A 19232-nucleotide genomic window follows, 5' to 3' on the forward strand; every position below is an offset into this window, starting at 1 on the left:
TATCAGGAAAAGAGGCGTTGGGCATTGGCCGTTGTAGCCGCGGCAACCTCGTCTAAGGAAATACTTTTGATTTCAGCTATGCGCTGCGCCACGTACGGCAGGTAAGCAGGTTCATTTCGCTTCCCCCGTTTGGGAACGGGCGCAAGATACGGACTGTCGGTTTCCAATACCAGATGTTTTAAATCAATTGCCTGCAAAACCGGTTCAAGGCCTCCGTTTTTGAAGGTGCTCACTCCTCCTATGCCCAAAAGAAAATTCTGGTCTACCGCTGCTTGGGCTTCTTCTACAGTGCCGGAAAAGCAGTGGAAAATTCCGCGTAGCGACCCGTCCTGCTCTTCTTTGATAATCTGAAGCGTATCATGAAAAGCGTCTCTGGTATGCAAGACAATAGGGATGTGGTGCTCCTTGGCCCAACCGCATTGAATCCTGAGGGCTTCTTGCTGCTCAGAAACAAAGGTTTTGTCCCAGTAATAATCCAAGCCGGCTTCGCCTACGCCTTTAAAGTACCGTTTCTCAAACTGCTCTTCCAATTGGGCCAGCACCTGCCTGAAATCCTGGAAAACATGGCACGGATGAAGACCTAAAAGCGAGTGGCACCAGGGATGATCCTGCTCCAGTTGAAGCATGACTTCCAGGGAGGCAAGGTCAATATTGGGCATGAAGATTTGGGTCACCCCAGCGTCTTTGGCCCGCTGAAGCATCTCCTCCCTATCCTGGGTAAAGTCTGGCGAAAAAACGTGCGCGTGAGAATCTATGTAGGTCATGGGTAAGGATAAAGCGAAACTTCTGTTTTAAGCCTGTTTTCTGAAAAACAGGCTTAAAACGCAAAGGTAAAGAATTGAAAAAATACCGCCACGCGCTTTCTGGCAGCCTGGGCATTCTTTCCAAGTGAACTTAATACTGCCTACCCTTCCACCTTACCTTTAACGGCAAAAATAAAAGCACTAAAAGGATTACTGAGTTGAAAAGCAGATAGGCTTCCAACAGCAGCACATCTACCAAATTGGTTTTTCTTCCAGCATGCTTTGCACAGAGATGGACAAACACACTTTGGCAAATTACCTTCAATAGGAAAACCAGACCGGCTGCCGCCAGAGAGGATTGCAGAAAAAAAGGAATCCAGACGGGGTAATAGGCGGTGTAAATGGCTAACAGCAACCACATGTACCAAGGTAAATGAAAGGAGCCGCGCATCCAGCGGAGCCGCTGCTGGTACAGGGTAATTAGGTCTGGGGCCGGCGAGGAAAGTGCTAGTACGTTAGGGCTGTAGACATTGGCACTTTTAAAGCCCTTGGCTACTACCTGTCTGAACAGCTGCACATCTTCAGTGATGGAGAAGGGAATTCCGGCGTAGCCCCCTACCGCCTCATAGGCCTGCCGCGAAACCAGCATGTTATTTCCCATGGTAGAAACCGGCACGTTTCTGTCTGCTACTACTTGCATTAGGCCCAAGGCAAATAGCCAGTCTAAAGCCTGCAACCGGTCAAACAAGCGGGGCCCTTTGGTGGTGGTGATACCGGTTACTATTCCGGTTCCAGGGGTAAGAAAACCCAATAAGGTGTCTACCCAGTGTGGGGGTACCTCTATATCGGCGTCCGTGAAAAAGTAGAGGTCTGAAGTTGCTTTTTGGGCTAGTTGCGCCAACACATTGGGCTTGCCTTTGGTGCCGGGCAGGTCATGGGTAATGTTCAGGCAGGAAACATACGGGTGCTGTTGGGCAAATGCTTCTACCAAGGCCTGGGTCTGGTCTGTGGAACGGTCATTGCCCACCAGTACTTCTATTTTCTCTTTGGGGTAATCTAACCGGTCAATGGCCTCCAAACAGGTAAGGATATGATGTTCCTCGTTTCGCGCGGCAATTAAAATACTGATTCTTGGATAATATTGCGGCAAAGGAATCTCAGGCTTTTTCCGGCGCCACCACAGCCCCAGCAACAGCAGGAACAGGGTAAAATACAGCACAAAAAAGCCTATGGAAAACAGCATGCCTAAAGGGTTTGGAAACGATACCCCAGGTTGGAGAAATGGTCCAGCAGCCGGGGCAAAACATACCTGAGGTTGCGCTCGGCTTTCAGGCTGTCATGCAACACAACAACCGCCCCTGGCTGAATGGTGGCGATAGTGTTTTTAAGACAGGCCTCCGGCGAAAGGGTCTGGTCAAAATCATACGCCAGACTACTCCACATCACTACCTGGTATTCTGGTTGCAGCTTACGCAAATGCCGCCAGGTCAGTTGGCCATGGGGCGGCCTGAACAACTTGGTGGGGGCTCCTTTCTTCTCTAAGGTATTTAAAACATTCTGGCATTTGGTTACCTGCTCCAGATAGGCTTCTGGAGCAAGGGAAAAGGCTTTTACGTGCTGGTGGGTATGGTTACCCAGTACGTGTCCTTGTTGCACTGCCTGGGTGGCTATTTCGGGGTGGCGCTCCAGGTTTTCGCCTACGCAGAAAAAGGTAGCCTTGGCCTGAAAAGCCGCTAATTGCTCTAACACAAAGGGCGTAACCTGCGGAATGGGGCCGTCATCAAAGGTCAGAAATATGGTTTTCTCTTCCACCGCTTTTCGCCACCAAACCTTTGGAAACAGCCAGGGTAAAAAGAAGGGAGTTTTAAAGAACCGTATCACAAGGAGAGATAAGCCTGGGTGAACAAAAAATTAAGGGCAGCGCAAACCCGAAAACGTCCTTTACTCCAGCTTATTTAAACCGGCAGGAAAGCAGGGTAATGTCATCACTGAAGGAGTCATCACAGTTATAGGCGTTGATTTCTTTCAGGAGTTGTGAATGGATGTTACGGGAACTTACGTACCGACAATTTTGAAGCACCCGAATGGTGTTTTCCAACCCAAATTCGTCTTCGTCATGGTTAAACACCTCAGTAAGGCCATCTGTGTAGCAGAGCACAAATGACTGCGGTGGTATCTGCACCTTGGTCACAGATAAAAACGGAAGTTCGTCAAATATCCCCAGCATGGTGCAACCCTCCTCCAGCAATTTGTAGGTGTTGTTATCATACAGAAGAATGGAGGCGTTATGGCCCGCATTCACATAACTCAACTCCCGGGTTTGCCGGTTGTAAATACCCAGAAAGCAGGTAATGAACTTTTCAGCAATCGCGTTGCGATAAATCAAGTCATTCAGTTCACTTACAATGGTGCTGAGGTTGGTGGTCTGTCGCAGAATTGTCCGGATACCGGCCTGAAAGTTAGACATGAGCAGTGAGGCTGGAACGCCCTTGCCCGACACGTCTGCCACACAGAAGAGAAACTGGTCTTTGTCTATGGGCACATAATCATAGTAATCTCCCCCAATAGACGAGTGCGGGATATAGGTGGCGTGGATGGCCACGTCTTTGTTGTTGGGCAATGACTTAGGGAAGAGCATGTTCTGCACTTCGCGGGCAATTTCAATCTCCTTGCGCATGGCCTCCTGGGTAAGGCGGTGACGCTCCAGACGGCGGTTTTCCATGGCCACCAGAATGATATTGCTTAGCGTTTGCACAAAGCTTAATGCCCCCAGCGTAGTGTAATAGGCATGCACGTTCCCAATCATGACAAAAGCCAGAATGCGGTTGTTGTGCATGATGGGAATGACGGTCTCAAAGTCATGCCAGCGCTTGTCAATGTTGAGTTTGGCCAGCGAGGTAATTTCCCTTAAGTCAGTGACAGCCTGGGGCAGCTCAATATCCCTGAAGTTATGGTCAGTGCCGAAGCATACTTTGCATTCCCATTTCTCATCAATGAGGAAAAGGGCCAGCCGCCTGATGTTCAGTTGCGCCAGCAGCGTGAAATGGTAGATCTTATAGAGGGCTTCTTCGGGGAGGTTATTATTGATGGCCTTGGTAATTTCCAACAGGGCAGCCAATTCCAACTTCTTCAGGTTCAACTCCTGCTCTACTGTAGGAAACTTCAGTTCAGACATTTGCATTAAGACATTTAGGATTCATTCACAACCCATTAGCCGTACTAACCCAAAATAAGCATTTTAACTTATACTACCGGGAGACAAAAGGCAAAGAAACTAAAAATTACCGCGGCACAATCCATTTTTATGGAAAACCTTTTATCCGGCAATAATGTGGTTCTTTCAGCCTGCTGCTGGCTGGCCGTTTTGGGCCTGTTTTCTAAAAAACGTCCTCAAAACAGAAGTTACCTTTAAGAGGCTTTCAAGTTCAAAAAAGAAAGCTTTCCATGGACCTTACGTTACTGCAAAACCCTACTTGGAGTTATGCGCCAGCAGGCCTTCTTTGGTAGCCAGAAAAAAATAATGGTGCCCCTCTTTTTCAAAATGCGTTGGGTCAAAAGGCACCACCGTATCCTGGTCCGGGAAAAGGCATTTGACGTAATTGCTGCCAATTAAGTCTCTCAGGGCTTCGCGCAGCGCGGGTTCTGGCAATCCTATTCTGGATTGCAATTCCTCAAAAGAGGTGACGAAATAAAGCTCGTCTAAAATATCAAATTCCTGATCTGTCATGCGGTGGTTAATTGGCGGCCTTTCCAGGCGTAGTTCCCTTTCAGGCCAAACAAGGCGGTTAAAAGGATATACGGCCCGTACCCCATTTGTAAAACGATAAGGTGCCAAAGTAAGGTCTTTTTGCCAAAAAAGCCTAAAACATGGTACAGCAGCAGGCCGTCTGCCCCCAATTTCAGGAGTAGCCCCAAGGCGCCCCCCCACCAGGGCCAGAAACCCAAAACCGAGGCACCCACCCCACCCACCACGGCCAGGTTGGCAGCCAACACAAGTAAGGCCAGCAGCCTGGACGAAAGTGTTTCATAATGTTTCCATTTGCTGGCCCATCTAATGCGCTGGTGAAAGAACTGAGTGACCGTAGCCGCCGGGGGCGTTAGAACCACCGCTTCCCTGGCTTTGGCAAAGGCCACCTTGCCCGGAAACCGCTGGTGGATTTTATGCAGCAGGAATTCATCATCACCGGAGGGGATCTGTTCATTGCCAGCAAACCCGTTCACCGCATAAAAGGCTGCCTTCTCATACGCCAGGTTGGCGCCATTGCACATGGTGGGTTTCTGCAGACTAATAGAGGCTGCCCCTACCCCAATCAAGGCCGAAAATTCCAGGGCCTGGACCTGTTGCCAAATGGATTGGGTAGGCGCATATTGCACGGGACCACTGATGAATTTTGACTCTTGCTCCTGCCTGACCTGATTAAGGGTCAACAGCCAATTAGGGGAAACCCGACAATCGCCGTCGGTGCAGGCAATCCACTCCCCTTGGGCGGCTTGAATGCCTACCTCCACCGCCCCTTTTTTCTGTTTTTTACCAGGGAAAGAAGCCAGAGAAAGCAACGTAAGGGAAAGAGAAGATTGTGCCTGAAATTGGCGGACTAAAATGGGCGTTGCATCTTCAGAATGGTCATCTATCACCAACACCTCAAAGGCATTTTTAGGGTATTGCTGCCGCTCCAGGTCCTGCAGCAAGGCTGTGATGTTTGTAGCCTCATTTCGCACCGGTATGATGACCGAAAAAAACGCCGGCGGCGCAGATTCTGCCAAGGAAACCTTAGGAAGTTGATTCCAGGCCGCCAGGCATTTTAGCACCACAAATGCGTACAGACCCAGTACCAAATAAACCAGCAGCATAGAGATCACTTGGGGAGGGAAAGTTTTAAGGGCAAAACAAAGATCAACCCTACCAAGCTGGGCAAGGCAATGTTCAGAGCCCACAAAGAAAGGCTGGCCCCTAGTACCAGCAAAGGGTCCTGGCCCATCATACCGAAGAAGTGCATGGCAGACAGTTCACGCATGCCAATATCAGCTAATGCGTTAATAGAGGGCACCACCGATTTTAACAGGAAAGTTCCGGCCACACCCCATACATATTCCTCCGGCGAAAGGCGTACCCCGAAGGCCCACAACAACAAGGCAAACTGCCCAAGAAAGACCAAATATCGTATTCCAGAAATCCAGAGGACTTTTCTGAGCTCGGCCCCAGAGTATTGACCCACCACCGCAAAGTAATGAACCCACCGCTTGACTACCGGAATCCTCTCCAGAAACTGGATTGCCCCCCGCACGCTAAATAGCAGTGCCAGGGCCCATCCATTCATAAAAAGCAAGCCTACCCCTACTGATAGCCCCACCGGGGAGGCTAAAGGCACGTAAAATTTAAAGACGAAATAGGCAATGGCTCCCGAACCCAACAACACGGTCGCATATAGCTGGCACAACCGACCCAGTAGAATTGCGCCTATGGCATCTGAGCGGTTGTCCTGGTGCATGGTAAGGATACGACCTGCATAGTCCCCAACCCGGTTGGGAGTCACAAACCCCAGGGTGAGGCCCACCATTACCGCCCGGTAGGCTTTCAGAAAAGATATTTTCTCAATTTTCTTTGAAAGAAATTGCCATTTGGCGGCCTCTACGCCCCAGTTTGCCGGTAACAAAACGGCTGCCAAAAGAACGGCTGCCCAACTGTTTTGCCACACTTGCTGCAAGGTATGCACCGAAAAGGCACTGTTGGTTCTGGCCTCAGAAATAGCGTGGAAAAGGTAATAGGCGGTTAACGCAAAGACGGCCAGTTTCCCGAGCCAGCCCAAAAACCGACGGGATACCAGCAGATTGCCAGATTGTTTGTATTTTTGCACCTCATGATTCATTCTACCCCTGTCCTTCCCAATAATAAGTTAATCTTAGGCATTGACCCAGGCACCAACGTCATGGGCTATGGCCTCATAGAGGTGAACGGATCCAAGATTACCGTGCTCCAATACGGCGTACTGCAGCTTAAAAGCTATGCCAACCACGCCGTTAAACTGAAAAAGATTTTTGACGCCACCCTTCGGCTCATCACCGAATACCTGCCAGACGAGCTAGCCATTGAGGCCCCATTTTACGGCACCAACGTACAATCTATGCTTAAGTTAGGCCAGGCGCAGGGAGTGGCCATTGCCGCCGCCCTCTCCCGCGACATTCCGTACGTAGAATATGCCCCAAAGAAAGTAAAACAATCTGTGACTGGCAACGGAAACGCCTCTAAAGAGCAGGTAGCCTCAATGTTACTCCAAATCCTTAAGATAAAGGAGGCACCCAAATTCCTGGATGCTACCGATGCCCTGGCCGTGGCCCTTTGTCACCACTACCAGCAAGGCAATAACCAAAAAGCCGGCGGCAAATCCTGGAAAGCATTCCTGACTGAGAACCCAGACCGAATGTCTAAGTAATTAATTGTCAGTTATTAGGTCTTATAAAGCCATTCGGTCCGTTTTGGGCCTGTTTTCCGGAAAACAGGCCCAAAACGGACCGAATGGCTTTTACCTTATTTGAATGTCTTGATGTGGCAACCCAATAATCGGGTCAACAACAAGTAGCAATTAACAATCAGCAATTATATGGCCTGCCTGATCTTTTCTGCCACTTCCTCCATTTCCTCAGGTGTGAACTTTTGTTTGGGGTTACTGAAGTTCAGGTCAGACATTTGGTTCAAGGGCACCAGGTGAATATGGGCATGGGGAACTTCCAGGCCAATCACGGCCACCCCCACCCGTACGCAGGGCACAGCTTTCTTCAACGCCACCGCTACTTTCTGGGCAAATTTATGCAGGTCTCCCAGGGTGTCTGACTCCAGATCAAAAATGTAATCTACCGGTTCTTTGGGGATGACCAGCGTGTGGCCTTTCACCAGGGGAAACACATCTAAAAATGCCAGAAAACGGTCATCTTCCAGCACTTTGTACGCCTGAATTTCGCCTTTTACAATTTTAGAGAAAATGGTTTCCATGGCTTTTTGGTTTACCGGCTTATATCCAGGATCTCAAAACGCAGCTTACCGGCGGGTACCGTGATCTCGGCGATCTCGCCTACTGATTTGCCCAGTAAGCCTTTGCCAATGGGTGATTTCACAGAGATTTTCCCAGCACCCAAGTTAGCCTCTTCTTCGGCTACCAGGGTGTAGATCATCTCCATGTTGTTGTTCAGGTTTTTCAATTTAACCTTAGAAAGAATAAGGGCCTTTGACAGGTCCATGTTGGTCTCATCTATCAGGCGGGCGTTGCCCAGCACTTCCTCTAGTTTAGATATCTTCAACTCCAGGTGACCCTGGGCATCTTTGGCTGCATCATACTCTGCGTTCTCACTCAGGTCCCCTTTGTCACGCGCCTCTGCCAGTTGTCTGGCCACCTCAGAACGTCCTTTTGTCTTCAATTCATGTAACTCTTCCTTGAGCTTCTGTAATCCCTCTGGGGTGTAATAAGATACTGTTGCCATATCTGTAATGGGTTAGTACAATGTTTAAAAAAAAGAAGAACGGCCTTCCGCTTGGAGACCGTTCTAATGCTAAGGTAGCATATTTTTTTGAACTGTACGCAAATCAGGCAATATTTCACCTGCTTCCGGGGCCCCTTGAAAATCCTGGCAAACGCCAATTGTTTTTGTGTTCTTTTCTCATGGTTTTCTGAAAAACATACGTCCCATACCCTTACAATTTGAACAGCGGTATGTACTTTTGAAGGTACTTGTTTTTCATGCGTATGTCTTCATCCACAGAACCTCTTCTTAGATTAGCCGCCGTTGATATTGGCTCTAACGCGGTACGCTGCCAAATCTCTAATGTGTTCAAGTTTGAAGACCAGGTGCTCTTTAAACGCGTGGAATACATACGCTACCCAATGCGCCTGGGCGAAGACGTGTTTGCCTCTGGGGTCATCTCTAAACCCAAGAGCGAGAAATTCTTGAAACTGCTGCACGCCTTGCATCTGCTCATGGAGGTACACGAAGTGCATGACTACATGATCTGTGCCACCTCTGCCATGCGCTCTGCCACCAATGCCCACGAGATTCTCACGGAAGTGCAAAAGAAGCTGGGCCTGCACATACAGGTAATTGACGGCACCACCGAAGCAGATCTGATCAACCTAGTCATCAGGCAACAACTGGATGACAAAAACTACCTGCACATAGACGTGGGCGGCGGTAGTACTGAGTTCAACATCTATGTAAACCGCATGAAGGTAGCCTCCCGGTCCTTTGAGCAAGGCTCCATAAGGCACATGCAGGGCGAAGACTCCATGGAGATCTGGCACGCCATGCAGGACTGGGTCACCGAAAACGCCAAACTGCACCACGTATCAAGGGCTATTGGCACAGGGGGCAACATCAACAAGATCTATGACATGGCCCGTAAAACGGGAGGCAAGCCTATCTTCCGGAAGCAGATTGAAGAAGTGGTAGAGCACATAGCCAGTCTTACCATGGAAGAACGGGTAAAGGTGCTCTTGCTCAACGCAGACCGCGCCGATGTGATCGTGCCTGCCGCCGAGATTTACCTTTCGGCCATGAAATGGGCCCACCTGGAAAGTATGTTGGTGCCACAGGTAGGCCTGAAAGACGGCATTCTGCAAACCTTATATGAACGTCACCAGGGCGCCACGCACCATTATATCAAGCAAGACTTTTAAGCATCCTTAAACGTTTTTCTGTTTTAGGCCTGTTTTTCAGAAAACAGGCCCAAAACAGAGAAAGGCGCTTACATGCAAACCAACAGCCTACTAGAAAGCATTGATTCACCCTTTCATCACTTAGGAAAACCTTTATAGATTAAATAATCCTTAAGAAGTAAATGATTCGGGCCGGATTCTATTTTAAGGCTACACCCTGAGGGTTTTTGAAACCTTCTAAAAACAAAAACGCTTGCTATTTTCCTTTGCGGAAAATAGCAAGCGTTTCTGTTTTGGGCTTGTTTTTAGAAAAACAGGCCCAAAACAGCTGTCTTCCTAAAAGTAATCAATTGGACGACAAATCAATCCAAGCCAATGCGACTTCGGTCATCAGGCACCTAAAACAAACAGGCTTCTTCGGTCATTTCAGACGTAAGGTGGTAGAATTCACGGTGCATGTTGAAGGGCTTCTCCCCTTCGGCGGGCTGGCGTTTAATGTAGGAACCGTCTTCGCGCATGATGTAGCAGTTCTGGTTGTCCATGAGGTTGTAGCGCAGGATATGGATAGCCTGGCGTTTGAGGTCTTCGTGTACAATGTAGAAAAGTGCCTCAATACGTCTCTCAAAACTGCGCACCATTATATCTGCTGAGCCGCCCAGCACCAAAGGATCACCGTTGTTGTGGAAGTAGAACAGGCGGGCGTGTTCCAGGTACTCACCCACAATGGAACTTACCTGAATGTTCTCGCTCAACCCTTCACGGCCCGGGCGCAGGCAACAGATACCGCGTACAATCAACTTGATTTTTACCCCGGCCTGTGAGGCCACGTAGAACTCATCCATCACTTCCTTGTCTTCCAGGGAATTGATTTTGATGACAATACCTGCCGGAAGCCCCATCTCGGCGTTATGCGTTTCCTGCCGGATAAGTTTGATCAGCTGTTGGCGCATATCTTTGGGCGCCGTGATCAGGTACTCATAGTTCTCTGGGTAAGAGTGGCCTGTAATTACATTGAAGAACTCAGACACGTCATGGGCATAGACATCATCCGTGGTTAAAAGGCTGATGTCTGTATACATGCGGCTGGTTTGCTCATTGTAGTTCCCGGAGCCAATGTGCACGTACCGCGTTACCTTTTCGCCCTCCTTCCGGATGATCATCATCATCTTAGTGTGGGTCTTATATTTGCTGATGCCGTAGATCACGAAGCAGCCGGCCTTCTCCAGTTTCTCCCCTTCCTTGATGTTACGTTCCTCGTCAAAGCGCGCCTTCACCTCAAACAGCGCTGACACGTGTTTTCCGTTTTCGGCGGCCTTTAAAAGCGCCGCTGTCACCCGGGAGTTATCCGCTAGCCGATAGATGGTTTGTTTGATCCCCAGCACATAGGGGTCTTCGGCGGCTTTCTCCAGCAGCGTAACCACAGGGTCCATGCTGTTGTAAGGGTGGTGCAACAGCACGTCATGTTCCTTGAGGTATTCAAAGATATTGTCCATTGCCCCCGGCGGCAGGCTAGGCGAGGGCACCGGCGTCATGGGCCGCTGTACCTTAGAGGCGAACTGCGGGTGCTTAATAATCTGCCAGAGGCCCTTCAGGTCAAGGAGGCGGTCAATGGAGAAAACGTTGCCGTTATCTATGGTCCAGCGCTCCTTGAGCATTTTCATCATGTAAGACGAAGGCGCCCGCTCCACTTCCATGCGTACCACCCGGCCTTTCTTGCGGGTTTTCAGCTTTAGCTTTACCTCCTGCACAAAATCCTGGTCCATGTCATCGCTTTCCTCCAGCGTAAAATCACCGTTTCTGGTAATCCGGAACAGGTTCACTGAGTCAATCTCCACGTTCCGGAACAGCTTGGGCATGTTCCAGCGGATAATGTCTTCAATGGGTACGAAGATGATCTTGTTTTTACGGGTGATCTCAAAGAAGCGGGTGAGGTTACCCGGTATCTGCACAAAAGTGATACGGCTCTGCTGCTTGGCTTCTTCAGTGGTGCGGGTAACCACGCCAAAGATGAGCAGCTGGTTCATCATGAGCGGGAAACCGTGGTAGCTGTCATACACCATGGGTGTGAGCAGCGGGTACACCGTGTTCCGGAAATAGAAATCGGCTTTGGCCTGCTCACTCTCGGTAAGGTCCTCTACCCCACAGATGTTGAACCCCTGGCTTTCAAAGTCACGCCGAAGGTCATCATAGGCCTGGCACTGGTCAGCCACGAAGCGGTGGGCCAAATCCATGAGTTTTTTCCGGAATGGTTGTTCCCGCAACCCCGAGTAATCAATGCGCTCCTTACCGTAGTCAATGTAATTATATAAACTGCCTACCCTGATCATGAAGAACTCATCCAGGTTAGAGGCAGTAATAGCCAGAAACTTAAGCCGTTCAAACAGAGGTGTCTCTGGGTTTCGGGCCAAGTCCAGCACCCGGTAATTGAACCTGAGCCAGCTTAGGTCTCTACTGATGTAATTACTTTTCCGGATCTGCTCCGATGCCTTGATTGCACTCATAGTTTGAAATAGGTCCCTGGTACCAAGAAATTAGAAAAGGCTTGCCTCAATAGGCCGGAAAGTCGCCCGTAGGAAATGTATTTCCCAGCGATATGGCTTCGCTCCCCCTTCCTAAAAAGTCTGCTCAGGCTTCTTTTGCTAAGATAACAGGTTTTTACTGTGCCTTACAAAAGAAAAAGAAAAGCCTGCTGTTAGGCAGGCTTTTCCAGTAATTTATACGTCTACTCCTTGAAAAAGGACTCTTTCACGCTAAAATCATTTTCAGATTTCCTCCAAAAAGGGAGCCAAGCGGATCAGTACTTTTTACACGTCTACTTTAGCGTATTTGGCGTTGCGTTCAATAAAGTCACGACGCGGGGCCACTTCATCGCCCATCAACATAGAGAACAGGTGATCAGCCTCAGCCGCCGATTCTACGGAAACCTGCTTCAAACTGCGGGTATCTGGGCGCATGGTGGTTTCCCATAACTGCTCTGGGTTCATCTCTCCCAGACCTTTGTAGCGCTGCACGCCCACGCTGTCTTCTTTGCCTTTGCCCAATTCGGCAATGGCCTCCAGGCGGTCTTGCTCGGTCCAGCAGTAACGCTCTTCCTTGCCTTTTTTCACCAGGTAAAGGGGCGGCAAGGCAATGTACACGTAACCAGAGTCAATAAGGTCACGCATGTACCGGAAGAAGAACGTCAGGATCAAGGTTCTGATGTGAGAACCGTCCACGTCCGCATCGGTCATGATGATCACCTTGTGGTAACGCAGCTTATTCATGTTCAGAGCCTTGTCGTCCTCCGGTGTCCCGAAGCTCACGCCCAGGGCGGTGATCATGTTCTTGATCTCCTCGTTCTCATAGATGCGGTGCTCCTGGGCCTTCTCTACGTTCAGGATCTTACCGCGCAACGGCAGAATAGCCTGGAACTTACGGTCACGGCCTTGCTTGGCAGAACCACCCGCCGAGTCACCCTCCACCAAGTATAGTTCACAGTTTTCTGGGTTTGAGTCAGAGCAGTCGGCTAGTTTACCGGGTAAACCAGAACCACCCATCACGTTCTTACGCTGCACCATCTCACGGGCCTTGCGGGCGGCGAGACGAGCCTGCGCCGCCAAAATCACTTTCTGGATGATGATACGCGCCTCTTTGGGGTTTTCCTCCAGGAACTGGTTCAGGATCTCTCCTACTACCGTATCCACGGCGCCCATCACGTCTGAGTTTCCCAGCTTGGTCTTGGTCTGGCCTTCAAACTGCGGCTCCTGTACTTTCACAGAAATAACCGCGGTCAAGCCTTCCCTAAAGTCATCACCCTGAATCTCTACCTTGGCTTTCTCCAGCATACCAGATTTCTCGGCGTAGCTTTTTAAAGTACGGGTAAGGGCTCTTCTAAAGCCGGCCACATGGGTACCGCCTTCATGGGTATTGATGTTGTTTACGTAAGAGAAGATATTCTCTGTATAAGAGGTATTGTAATTAAGGGCAATCTCTACTGGAATACCGCCTTTCTCACTTTCCACATAAATGGGCGTAGGAATCAGGTTCACGCGGGTCTCTTCCAGGTAGGCCACAAATTCGCGCAGACCGCCCTCAGAGTAGAAAGAATCAGAGAGGTACTCCCCTTCTGAGATTTCCTCGCGGAGGTCAGTCAGGTTGATTCTAATGCCTTTGTTCAGGAAGGAAAGCTCGCGCAGACGGCTGGCTACCGTCTCATACTTATATTCCGTTACCGTAAAGATGCTGGCGTCCGGCTGAAAATGAACGGTGGTACCGGTTATTTCAGTAGGACCTATTTCGCGCACCGGGTAAGCGGGCACCCCAATATTGTAATGTTGTTCATACTGCCGGCCGTTGCGGTGCACGGTCACGTGCAAGTCTGTAGACAAGGCGTTCACGCAGGATACCCCCACGCCGTGCAAACCACCGGAAACTTTGTATGAGTCTTTGTCAAACTTACCACCGGCGTGCAACACCGTCATAACTACCTCCAGGGCAGAACGGCCTTCCTTCTGGTGAAAATCAACCGGAATACCCCGGCCGTTGTCTGACACCGAAATGGAGTTGTCTGTATGAATGGTGACACTGATCTCGTCACAGTGCCCGGCAAGGGCCTCATCTATGGAGTTGTCTACTACCTCCCAAACCAGGTGGTGCAAACCTTTGATCCCGATGTCACCGATGTACATGGCCGGCCGTTTCCGTACTGCCTCCAAGCCCTCAAGGACCTGAATACTGTCTGCGGAATAGGCGTTCATGTCTTTTTCTTCTTGGTCACTCATTGAATTATTCAGATGTTTTTTCACCTACAAAAATAGCGAATTTTATCGGTTTTTGCCAGCTTTTGGAGATCAAATATAGACTTTAGTTAATTATTTAGGTGGGCTGCCGGGGTCTTCGTTTCAAAACTCATAATCAGCTGAACATAGGCCTTGGTCGGGGCGGCAAGGCCCACGTTTTAAGCCTGTTTTTCTTAAAATAGGCTTAAAACAGAAAATTAGTTGGCAACCTTATTATCCGGAAAAGCTTAATCGGAGGGTAATGGGTAATCCATTCCGAATCCCATGTTTTTGGAGGCCTGGCTTAGCTAAAAATGCCACCATAGTGGACAACCACCCTGGAAAACCAAACAACGAGGCTAATTTTTTGGCAAAACGGGGGTTTCTTCTTAAGTTTCGGTCTCTTATTTTATGTAACGGTATAAGAGCTAATAATCTTGTACCCTTCCGCACCAATCTCTACAAACTCTCATGAAGGACGTAATTCTAGGCATTGACATCGGTGGTACCAACACCAAATTCGGGTTTCTGGACCGCGACGGCATTATCTTAACCCACGGTGAGCTCCCTACCACCGAAGGCGAAACCGTGCATGATTTCCTGCGCATTTTTTACCAGGAGGTTCAGACCAAGTTCAAAAAGATTGAAGACGAGGCCAACCTGATTGGCGTAGGTGTAGGCGCCCCCAATGGCAACTTCTACACCGGCACCATTGAGTACGCCCCCAACCTGAAATGGCATGGTACTGTGCCGTTGGTAGAACTGTTGCAAGGCTATTTCAAGGTTCCCGTATTCCTTACCAATGATGCCAACGCAGCGGCCATTGGCGAGATGATCTACGGCGGCGCCAAAAACATGAAGAATTTTGTAGTGGTCACCCTGGGCACCGGCCTGGGAAGCGGCATTGTGGTAAACGGCGAATTGGTATATGGCCATGACGGCAATGCCGGCGAATTGGGCCATACCCTTGTCAACGTGAAAGGCAGCGGCCGTGTATGCGGTTGCGGACGCCGTGGCTGCCTGGAAACCTACGTGTCTGCCACGGGCATCAAGCGCACCGTGTACAAGTTCTTAGCCGACTACACCGATTACAGTGAATTGCGCGGCGTGAGCTTCAATGACCTTACCGCTGAAATGATAACCCAAGCCGCCAAACGCGGTGATAAAATTGCCATTGACTGTTTTGAGTACACCGGTAAAATGCTGGGTATGAAATTAACAGATACCGTGGCCCACCTGAGCCCTGAAGCCATCTTCCTATTCGGAGGATTGGTAAGAGCCGAGGAGTTTTTATTTGACCCGGTTCGCTACCACATGGAGAAGAACCTGCTAAGTATTTTCAAAAACAAGGTGAAAATATTGCCGTCAGGCCTGGGCCTGAACAATACGGCTGTCATGGGCGCCGCCGCCCTGGCCTGGAAAGAACTAGAGCGAATGCCTGTCTCTTAACTAAAGGAGACATTCTAATAAAAAAAGCCTGAGGATTTCTCTTCAGGCTTTTTTTATTTTATAATATACACTAGTAAATGTGCCCTATCAATACAACCTGCATTTTATACAGAATATCTAAACTTCACTAAAATAAGTAAAGATTTTATCAAACAGTAAATAATATTTAAAAATTCTTTTTATCGGGCAATTAACACTTATTAAGCACATAAAAGAAATATTTAATTCCCATACCTTTCAATAATTTAACACAATACGGTTCTATTTTCAGATAATTAAATCTCTATTTTCCTTTTACCTACTAGAAAGAAAATCTTTTGATTAACTATTATAATCAAACCACTTCCATTCTTACAACTACCTTATTATCTTTTATATAAAACCCACCAGCAAAAGCATCGCCTAAACTAGCTATCACAAAGACATTTTAGTTTTATTTTTTAAGGTCGATCAAATTTTGCTTCAAGATAATTTAAAGCCAGCAGCTACTCATTATTTGCATTAGATAGCTATTTTATATATCCACTTTAACTATATTTTAAAAGTATATTACCAAATTATAGGTAATGAATAAATCTATAATTTAACATTTTCCAAAGAATATTGCCCGTATAAAACAATACCTATTACCTATATTAAAAGCTACTTCCCTTCCCATCTACGCTACTCCAAAGCGGCACCCTCCCTTTAATACAAACAATATTTCAAGGCCATTTAACTGCAACGGTCATGATCAGAATTATACCTATAACTTTAGTAATGCTGCTGTGGGCGTTCTGCTCCTGGGCGCAAACCATACTGGTGCCTTTTGGTGCAAACTGGAAGTACCTGGACAACGGCACTAACCAAGGAGCCGCCTGGCGCGAAAGTTCCTTTGCAGATGCTTCCTGGCCGTCTGGAGCCGGAAAGTTTGGGTACGGCATTAGTGATGCTAAGACGGTTCTGAGTTATGGAACCAATGCCAAGAAAAAATATATTACCACCTATTTCAGGACTAGCGTTTTGGTGACAGATGCTACCGGGTATGCTTCCTTTTCCGGCAAAATAAAAAGAGATGACGGCGTAGTGCTGTACGTGAACGGGCAAGAGGTGTACCGGAATAATATGCCAACAGGAGCAGTCACTTATACTACTCTGGCTTCTGAGGCCCTCGACAACGGTTCCGTATCCCAAAGTTTTACGCTAGACCCATCGGCTTTTATAAATGGGACCAACGTAATTGCGGTAGAGATTCACCAGCAACGGGCCAACACCCCAGACATGGCATTTGATTTGGAACTATCGGGGGTGACGGCACCTCTTGACGTTATTGCGCCCACCGTTTCCAGCATTAACCGCCAAATCCCTACCGCAGAGTCAACTACCTTATCTACCGTTACCTTTAGGGCAATTTTCTCAGAAGCTGTTACACAGGTAGACGCGGCAGACTTTGATTTGGCCACCACTGGAACTGTATCCGGCAGAATAGAATCACTCACTCCGGTAAACGCCTATACATATGATGTATCTGTTAACTCCCTTTCCGGGGAAGGCACCTTACGGCTTGATCTAAAAGGTACCAACACTGGAATTCAGGACTTAAAAAATTACCAAATCCAAGGTGGTTTTACTAGTGGGCAGACCTATTCGATTTCGCCGCCAGTGGTAGATTCCACACCCCCTACTGTAGTGAGTATCACACGACAAAATCCAGCCATAGAAACCACCAGTGCGGCCACCCTTACGTTTAGGGTTACCTTTTCTGAGGGTTGCACAGGAATAGACGCTTCTGATTTTAGCATAGCTGCCACAGTCACCGGAACTCTAAACGGTTTAACAGCTTCTAGCAATGCTATTTATGACGTGGTGGTCGCCAATGTTTCAGGGGAAGGCACGTTACGTTTGGATCTTAACGGCGGGGCAACAGGAATACAAGACCTCGCAGGCAATGCCCTAACTTCCGGCTTCAATTCAGGGCAAACCTATACGCATATAATGGTGCAGACCACTGATACAGATTTGTTTGGGTTTAATTCCGCTTGGCGTTACCTGGATAACGGCACTAACCAGGGTACAGGTTGGCGGTCCCTGGGCTTTGAAGACAGCGGCTGGAGTACCGGAAACGGAAAATTCGGGTATGGTATTCCGGATGCTAGCACGGTAGTGGGGTATGGACCATCGGCCACCAATAAATTCATTACCACCTATTTCAGGAAAACGGTAACCCTTTCCACCCCGGCTGCTTATGGCAATTTAACGATAAATATCAAAATGGATGATGGAGCAGTGGTTTACGTAAATGGCACCGAGGTGTATAGGTACAACATGCCTAAAGGGACCATTAGCGGCACCACGTTGGCCTCTGTTAGCTCCAGCGGTGATGGCTCCAAAATACAGACGTTCACCCTCCCTTATACTTATTTCCAGGCGGGCGCTAATGTGATTGGGGTAGAAATACACCAACAAAAAGCCAGTAGCAGTGACCTAGCCTTTGACATGGAATTCACCTCTTCCCTTAAGGAGCCCACCATAATGTACCATGAAAACTTTGAGACGGGGACCGGTTTTGCAGGCCTCCATATGCAATCCAGCACCACCTATGGCTTTAAAGTAGTAAGAGATACTACCTACAGTGGCTCCTGGGCAGGTCGCTGGGAATTAAGGGCCGGAGACCCACCTGCCGCTGATGGCACGCGAACCGAGGTTCTATTCTCGGAGAACTTCGCCCAGGAGGAAACCTGGCACTCCTTTGCGGGATACTTTCCGTCCGCTAATTACCTTCTAGATTCAGATGATGAGGCGTTCAACCAATGGCACCAGGGAGGGGAATTTGGCTCTCCCATGATCACGCTTCGTACCCAGGACGGCCGGTTTGAGGTTCGGCGGCGAACAGCAGACGGCCAAAGTATTATCTTCCATGTGCTTGGTCCCATCATCTATGACAAATGGCTGGAGGTAGTCATCCATATCAAGCAACACCGCACAGATGGTTTTATGCAAGTCTGGATTGACGGAGAGCTCAAGCTTGACATAAAAGGCGTGCCCACCATGTATGATGGTCCCTATGGTAAATGGAAAATGGGGATTTATAAAAGCGACTGGAACAATGGTGGGGTGACGCAATCCCAGAAAAGAGTCTGGTTTGTGGACGAAGTGAAAATTGGCAACGCCGCCTGTTCCATTGCTTTTATGAAACCAACAACAGATCACTTATCAAACCCAACTGCTTCAGAAAACAACCTGCTCATACACGGTTCGGCCCTTACCAAGACCGCTGCCAATACGCTAGAAGTGTACCCTAGCCCTGCCAAGCGGGGAACTACCCTAACCCTGAAAAGTAACCAACCTGGGCCTATGACTATTAGGTTAGTTGACAACCAAGGGCGGGTGCGGCAAACTACCACATTTACTGGTACTACCACCCTGCAGACCAATCCCTTGGATTCTGGGCTCTATCTCATTCAGACCCCTGGCAATCAAAAATCAAAGGGTCATAAATTTCTCATCACTGATTAAGTTTTAACTGGCTAAAAACAATAAATCCCCGGGGCCGCTAGTCTGTTAACTAGCTGCCCCGAGGATTTATTACAAGTGGCTTTCCTGTGAAGTCTGTTTCCCAATGAATAGCTTCTGGCCAATAGAACTTCCTTTGAATTTTTTTG

General features: G+C 48.6%; 15 protein-coding genes. 4 read left to right on the forward strand and 11 right to left on the reverse strand.

Annotated elements, in window-relative coordinates:
* Nucleotides 1-2: 2 nt before the first annotated feature.
* The 7 genes from ACYVJQ_RS10530 to ACYVJQ_RS10560 all read right to left on the reverse strand — a co-directional run bounded on the left by ACYVJQ_RS10530 (nucleotide 3) and on the right by ACYVJQ_RS10560 (nucleotide 6610).
* On the reverse strand, nucleotides 3-764 hold the full coding sequence (locus ACYVJQ_RS10530) for a TatD family hydrolase (protein ID WP_460893034.1): 762 nt from the start codon (nucleotides 762-764) through the stop codon (nucleotides 3-5).
* 130 nt (nucleotides 765-894) lie between these two features.
* Complete coding sequence (locus tag ACYVJQ_RS10535) at nucleotides 895-1986, reverse strand: glycosyltransferase (RefSeq protein ID WP_460893035.1); 1092 nt, start codon at nucleotides 1984-1986, stop codon at nucleotides 895-897.
* Between the two features lie 2 nt (nucleotides 1987-1988).
* Entirely contained in the window at nucleotides 1989-2555 is a 567-nt protein-coding gene (locus ACYVJQ_RS10540; RefSeq protein ID WP_460893036.1) for a polysaccharide deacetylase family protein, read from the reverse strand.
* A 139-nt stretch (nucleotides 2556-2694) separates the two neighbouring features.
* Nucleotides 2695-3918, reverse strand: coding sequence for a PP2C family protein-serine/threonine phosphatase (locus ACYVJQ_RS10545; RefSeq protein ID WP_460893037.1), 1224 nt, complete (start codon nucleotides 3916-3918; stop codon nucleotides 2695-2697).
* Nucleotides 3919-4212: 294 nt separating this feature from the next.
* A complete protein-coding gene (locus tag ACYVJQ_RS10550; RefSeq protein ID WP_460893038.1) occupies nucleotides 4213-4470 on the reverse strand; it encodes a hypothetical protein in 258 nt (85 codons plus the stop codon).
* On the reverse strand, nucleotides 4467-5594 hold the full coding sequence (locus ACYVJQ_RS10555; protein ID WP_460893039.1) for a glycosyltransferase: 1128 nt from the start codon (nucleotides 5592-5594) through the stop codon (nucleotides 4467-4469). Before ACYVJQ_RS10555 ends, ACYVJQ_RS10550 begins: the two co-directional genes overlap by 4 nt.
* 5 nt (nucleotides 5595-5599) lie before the next feature.
* Nucleotides 5600-6610, reverse strand: a complete 1011-nt coding sequence (locus tag ACYVJQ_RS10560) for a lysylphosphatidylglycerol synthase domain-containing protein (RefSeq protein WP_460893040.1) — start codon at nucleotides 6608-6610, stop codon at nucleotides 5600-5602.
* Between ACYVJQ_RS10560 and ruvC the strand changes: the two genes are divergently transcribed.
* On the forward strand, nucleotides 6602-7174 hold the full coding sequence (ruvC, locus tag ACYVJQ_RS10565; protein WP_460893041.1) for a crossover junction endodeoxyribonuclease RuvC: 573 nt from the start codon (nucleotides 6602-6604) through the stop codon (nucleotides 7172-7174). The two genes, ACYVJQ_RS10560 and ruvC, sit on opposite strands and share 9 nt — an antisense overlap.
* 164 nt (nucleotides 7175-7338) lie before the next feature.
* Here ruvC and ACYVJQ_RS10570 read toward each other — a convergent pair whose 3' ends face one another.
* Together ACYVJQ_RS10570 and greA are read right to left on the reverse strand one after the other, a co-directional pair.
* The gene (locus ACYVJQ_RS10570; protein ID WP_460893042.1) at nucleotides 7339-7731 is read right to left on the reverse strand and encodes an HIT family protein; all 393 of its coding nucleotides are present in this window, start codon (nucleotides 7729-7731) and stop codon (nucleotides 7339-7341) included.
* Nucleotides 7732-7742: 11 nt separating this feature from the next.
* Nucleotides 7743-8216, reverse strand: a complete 474-nt coding sequence (greA, locus tag ACYVJQ_RS10575; RefSeq protein WP_460893043.1) for a transcription elongation factor GreA — start codon at nucleotides 8214-8216, stop codon at nucleotides 7743-7745.
* Between the two features lie 263 nt (nucleotides 8217-8479).
* On the opposite strand from greA, the gene ACYVJQ_RS10580 reads away from it, so the two are divergent.
* Complete coding sequence (locus ACYVJQ_RS10580) at nucleotides 8480-9406, forward strand: Ppx/GppA phosphatase family protein (protein WP_460893044.1); 927 nt, start codon at nucleotides 8480-8482, stop codon at nucleotides 9404-9406.
* A gap of 377 nt (nucleotides 9407-9783) precedes the next feature.
* Here the strand turns inward: ACYVJQ_RS10580 and ppk1 are convergent, their stop codons facing one another.
* Nucleotides 9784-11886, reverse strand: a complete 2103-nt coding sequence (ppk1, locus tag ACYVJQ_RS10585; RefSeq protein ID WP_460893045.1) for a polyphosphate kinase 1 — start codon at nucleotides 11884-11886, stop codon at nucleotides 9784-9786.
* Between the two features lie 303 nt (nucleotides 11887-12189).
* The gene (gene gyrB, locus ACYVJQ_RS10590) at nucleotides 12190-14145 is read right to left on the reverse strand and encodes a DNA topoisomerase (ATP-hydrolyzing) subunit B (RefSeq protein ID WP_460893046.1); all 1956 of its coding nucleotides are present in this window, start codon (nucleotides 14143-14145) and stop codon (nucleotides 12190-12192) included.
* Between the two features lie 468 nt (nucleotides 14146-14613).
* Between gyrB and ACYVJQ_RS10595 the strand changes: the two genes are divergently transcribed.
* On the forward strand, nucleotides 14614-15591 hold the full coding sequence (locus tag ACYVJQ_RS10595; protein ID WP_460893047.1) for an ROK family protein: 978 nt from the start codon (nucleotides 14614-14616) through the stop codon (nucleotides 15589-15591).
* Nucleotides 15592-16320: 729 nt separating this feature from the next.
* Nucleotides 16321-19086, forward strand: coding sequence for a heparin lyase I family protein (locus ACYVJQ_RS10600; RefSeq protein ID WP_460893048.1), 2766 nt, complete (start codon nucleotides 16321-16323; stop codon nucleotides 19084-19086).
* Nucleotides 19087-19232: the final 146 nt, after the last annotated feature.

The sequence above is a fragment of the Rufibacter soli genome (assembly GCF_054781795.1).